Source organism: Ureaplasma diversum NCTC 246 (assembly GCF_000731915.1).
Taxonomy (GTDB): domain Bacteria; phylum Bacillota_I; class Bacilli_A; order Mycoplasmatales; family Mycoplasmoidaceae; genus Ureaplasma; species Ureaplasma diversum.
In genome coordinates this window covers 1-5443 of record NZ_JFDP01000011.1, presented here as the reverse complement: position 1 = coordinate 5443, position 5443 = coordinate 1, and the positions used below count along the sequence as shown (strand labels likewise).

Sequence of the window (5443 nt, the reverse complement as noted above, 5' to 3'; positions counted from 1 at the left end):
CTATTGGATTTAAAACCCCAATAGTTTTTGTTTTTTATTATTCTTGAGTTGCTTGATTTAAAACATCTCTAAAGTTAATATCTAAGATCTTAGGAGATTGAATTACTTTATTGTTGTGGAAGATATTAATATATAAACCAAAGATATAATCACCTTCTAAAACATCAGCTACTTGTTTAGGAAGATTGTTTTTAGCATTTTTAACTTCGTGAGCATATTTTTTAATGCTTTGTTTAATATCACTTATGACTTGTTCACTAACTTCAATTTTATTTTCTTTAGTTAGTGTTACTTCATAAAGTCCTTGGTGCTTTTTAAATTCTTCAAGCATTAAACGGATTCCAATATTAGCTAATAAATTAGCCCCATTTTCAAGTTTTAGATCAAGTTGACCTAAAACCTTGTTATTTTTAGTTTCACTTAATGGGATATTAGGATCGTATTCAATCTTTTTGATATCATTGATTGTTACTTTATTATTTGTTTGTGTTCCATCATTTTTAGTAATTGTTAAACTGCCTTTTGGTCGTTGTTCAACTTTAGTGTCTTCAGGGATATGGATGTTTGTTTTATTTTCTTGGATCGATGGTATATTAAAGATTTTTTCTAAAGCTTCAACATGTTGATTAATTGGTTTATCTTCATTTTGTTGAACAGTTGGATATAGTTTATCAAGTAGTGTACAAGAACTAATTGAAGCAGATACTAGAGCAAGTCCAGTTACCGCTATAGTTGATCAAATTATTTTCTTATGCTTTAGTTTCATAGACATCCTACCATATATAATATGGATAATATTTTAGCACAAAGATATCATAAAATATAATAGACTATAAAACCAAAAAAAGATATGATAAAAAAGAGCAAATCATATAAAATTATATGATAGTTGACTAAGCTTGTAGATTAGAAGTTAAATATTGATTAAAGGACAACCATGGATAAAAAATACATTCGAAACTTTAGTATTATTGCACATATTGATCATGGAAAATCAACCCTATCCGATCGGATTATTGAATTAACTAACACAGTAACAAAACGTGAAATGGTTGATCAGATTTTAGATACTATGGATATTGAACGAGAACGGGGCATTACTATTAAATTAAATGCTGTTCAAATTCACTATAAAGCCAAAGATCAACAAGATTATTTAATTCACTTAATTGATACCCCAGGACACGTTGATTTTACTTATGAAGTATCAAGAAGCTTAGCAGCGTGCGAGGGTGCAATTTTAGTTGTTGATGCTGCTCAAGGAATTGAAGCTCAAACTTTATCAAATGTTTATTTAGCTCTTGAAAACAACTTAGAGATTATTCCAACAATTAATAAGATTGATTTACCAAGTGCAGATATTGATAAAGTAAAAAAAGAAATTGAAGATGTTATTGGTCTTGATACAAGTGATATTCCCCTTGTATCAGCTAAAACGGGTTTAAACATTGAAGATGTACTTGAAGCAATCGTTAAACATGTTCCAGCTCCTCTTGATGCTGATGATAATAAACCATTACAAGCTCTTATTTTTGATAGTTTTTATGATTCATACAAAGGGGTTGTTTGTTTAGTTCGGATCAAACAAGGGCAAGTTAAGGTTGGTGATAAGATCTTAATGATGTCTAATAATAAGGAATATATTGTCACTGAACTTGGGGTAAGAACACCAAAGATTGTTAACAAACAACAATTATTAGCTGGAGAAGTAGGTTGAATTGCTGCAGCTATTAAAACTGTAAAAGACATTAATGTTGGGGATACAATTACAAACGCAAAAGAACCAGCAGCTGCTCCTTTGCCTGGATATAAAAAAATTCTACCAATGGTCTATTGTGGACTTTATCCAGTTGATACTAGTCAATATGAACACTTAAAAGAAGCAATGGCTAAGATCGCTTTATCTGATGCTGCATTAACTTATGAATATGAAACTTCTCAAGCTCTTGGGTTTGGTATTAGATGTGGTTTTTTAGGATTATTACATATGGATGTAATTCGTGAACGAATTGCACGAGAATTTAATATTGAACTAATTTTAACCGCCCCTAGTGTAATCTATGAAATTGAATTAACTAATGATGAAATCATCAGGATTGATAGTCCTGCTAAAATGCCATTACCTAATAACATTAAAGCAGTTAAAGAGCCATTTGTTAAATTAAGTTTAATTGCTCCTGAACAATACATTGGTTCAATTATGGAATTATGTCAAAAACACCGTGGTAGTTTTATGGAGTTAGATTTAATTGATGGAACACGACGAAAACTAATTTATAAAATGCCATTAGCTGAAATTATGTACAGCTTCTTTGATCGTCTTAAATCAGTTTCAAAAGGTTATGCAACAATGGATTATGAACTAATCGGTTATGAAACTGAAAAGTTAGTGAAAATTGACATTATGTTAAATGGAACAAAAGTTGATGCTTTAAGTATTATTTCACACCGTGATTTTGCTTATGATAAATCAAAAGTAATTTGTGAAAAACTAAAAGAAGTTATTCCAAAACACCAATTCGAGATTCCAATCCAAGCATCAATTGGTTCAAAAATCATTGCACGTGAAACAATTAAAGCAATGCGAAAAAATGTTATTGCAAAATGTTATGGTGGGGATGTTTCAAGAAAGAAAAAACTTCTTGAACAACAAAAAGAAGGTAAGAAACGACTTAAAGCAATTGGTAATGTTGAAGTACCACAAGACGCATTTGTTAAGATCTTAGGAGAGAAGTAGCTAATGATTGATTTTTTAACATTTAATCAAAAAGTTAGTGTTGCTGTTAATAGTTCAATCTTCTTATTAATCTTAATTGCAAGTATCATCTTCTTAATGAAAGTTAAGTTTGAAGAAAAAGGATATAAATTAGCATATATCTTTTATATCATCTTCTGAATCCCAACAGCATTAGTTCGAAACTTAAATGCTCCAATGCAAAATGCATTAGGAGATGTTAATTTATTATGATTAGTCTTAGGTGCTTATGGTTTTGTTGGTATTTTTATTAGAGCATTTGCAGACTATATGCACTATTTAATAAGATATCGTAAAGCATTCTTATTATTATCAATTATTGTAATGACAATTACATATATCCCTATTTTGATTCAACCAAATACAACAACTAATATTATTCAAACAATAGGAGTTGGAATTGGAGCAAGCTGCATTGGTACTTACCAATTACTTTTTAAAGAACAGTATTCAAAACAAAAATATTTCTTAGCTGTTAGTTTACTATCAATTCCCCCATTATTAGCTAACTTTTTAACAAGTCCAATTCGTTCAATGATGAACGCACTTGCACTAAGAGAATCAACAACAAAACAATTAGATCTAGAAATATTAAAATACACTTGGATCATTGGTATAGTTTTCTTAACAGTTGCTTTTGTGATGTGATTCTTTATTAAAGAAAAACGTCATATTGCTTGGAATTTAACTCCACTAAATCAAACTAAAAATGAAACATATCAAATCATTTCATTTATTTTATATGCCTTAGCTGGTCTTTTAATTTTATTTATTCGATTTAGTAACTCTGGATCTATTGCTTCATTACATATCCAAATTTTAAATAAATACATTGATCAAAAAGCTTATTTCTATGAATCTTATTTAACAATTGTTCATAATCTATTCCAATTATGTGCAGGAGTGTTAATGGGAACTGTATTAATTAAGCGTTTAAGCACATGACAAATTATGATGATTGGTTGTGCATTCTTTATGATTTATCATACTGCCGCTATTTTTGCAGTAACACCAATTTCATTTATTACGATCCATGCTCTTAATGGGTTTGCTTATGGTTTAGTTTATAATGTGATTTTAACAATTGTTGTAATCATTAACTTAAGAACAAATAAAGTAAGTGCAATGGGTATTTATCAAAGTGTGTTAGCAATTGGAATTACTTTAAGTGGACCATTTGTTAACTTTGTTAAAGTCGGATTTAGTTTATACAATAAAAATAGTACACTTGCAGCACAAGAGTACTATAAACACAATCAAACCTATAACTTAATTCTATTAGGAGCAGTTATAATTGCAGCAATCTTAATTACAGCAGCTTATTGGATTAATAAAAAGGGTGATCAAAATAAGAATAATAAGTTAATTACTTCTAACTTATTAATTGATAATAAATATCGTTTTGATTGACAAAAACCAATCAAAACAGATCAATTTAGTAAAATTAACTACTAATTTAATAACACTACAATTATTTATACAAATTAATAATTGGAACAAAGGCACTTTTTAGAAGTGCTTTTTTTTTTTTTTTTTAGAAACGAGCAGAAAAGATAAAATGGAAATAAAAACGACTCGTTCTAAAATTTAAGGAAATAATTGATATGTCTAGAATCAAAAATAAGAAATTGATAATAGCAAGTTTAAGTACAATTACGGTTTCAACAGCATTATTAGCAGTTGCTGTTGCTTGTGGGAGCACAGCTAGTGAACAAGATAAACAGAAAACTAAAGTACAAATTCCATTAGTTAAACTAGTTGGCTCTAAGAAGTCAAATGGGCTAGAAAAAGACAACAACAACAACAACAACAATAATAATAATAATAATAACGGTGTTGTTAGTGATTCAGAAACTATCAAAACTAGTTCAGAACTAGCAACTAAAACTAATGAATTCAAGTTATTAAAAAATAAAAAATCTTATGAATTGGTTTTAGAATTCAAAGGATCAAATGGTTTATTCGCTGAAGTAAAATTATTAGAAAGACCATCATATATTACTATTACAAAAAAAGCGGAAATTATTGATAATAAAGCTGTTTTTATTTTTGATGATCTAGACTTAGAAAAACATTCATATGATGTAGTAGAAGTAAAATTAATTGATGAAAAAAATTCATCAAATGACAAACAAGTTTATAAAAAAGAAATTAAAAAACAACCGATTCAAAACTTCTACGCAGTTCCAAGAGGTTGAACTACTACAGAATATTTATCAGCTTACAACACTTTAATTGATGATGGTGCTAGATTCTTATGACTTAATAGTTTCTACCATGGTTACTACCTTATTAAAGGGATGGAAGGAAATGGTTTAGCTAATAATACAGTGGCTGCTTATGTTGATGATAAATTCTCTGGAAAAGAAAATGTTGACCGTGTTGCTTCAGTTCAATTTAGAGTTGACCATGGTGCTTTCTTAGCTGGAATTGCAAGTGCTTATCATTTAAATAGTAACCAAAAAACGTACTTAAGATCTGGTGTTACTGAATTAACATGAGCTGGAATTGTTGGTCTTCCATTCTCATCTACTTCAACATTCATTCAAGGTTTCAAATTAGGTGTTGCATGAGCTAATGAAAAATTAAAGGACAAACAAATTGCTCAAAAAGATAACGCTACTCCTAAAAAATGAAAAGAAGTTAAACAAGTATTTGCTGATTCATATGCTTCAGGTTCATTTAATC

The 5443-nt window shown here is 29.0% G+C and carries 4 protein-coding genes; 3 read left to right on the top strand and 1 reads right to left on the bottom strand.

All coding sequences use genetic code 4. From position 1 onward, the window contains the following. Nucleotides 1-37: 37 nt before the first annotated feature. Complete coding sequence (locus UDIV_RS00545) at nucleotides 38-766, bottom strand: uL10 family ribosomal protein (RefSeq protein ID WP_038101745.1); 729 nt, start codon at nucleotides 764-766, stop codon at nucleotides 38-40. 171 nt (nucleotides 767-937) lie between these two features. On the opposite strand from UDIV_RS00545, the gene lepA reads away from it, so the two are divergent. The 3 genes from lepA to UDIV_RS00530 form a co-directional block, all read left to right on the top strand. Further along, on the top strand, nucleotides 938-2737 hold the full coding sequence (gene lepA, locus UDIV_RS00540) for a translation elongation factor 4 (RefSeq protein ID WP_038101742.1): 1800 nt from the start codon (nucleotides 938-940) through the stop codon (nucleotides 2735-2737). A gap of 3 nt (nucleotides 2738-2740) precedes the next feature. Further along, a complete protein-coding gene (locus UDIV_RS00535; protein WP_038101739.1) occupies nucleotides 2741-4210 on the top strand; it encodes an MFS transporter in 1470 nt (489 codons plus the stop codon). A gap of 149 nt (nucleotides 4211-4359) precedes the next feature. After that, on the top strand, nucleotides 4360-5443 hold a 1084-nt coding region (locus UDIV_RS00530; protein ID WP_038101736.1), incomplete at its 3' end, for a BMP family ABC transporter substrate-binding protein.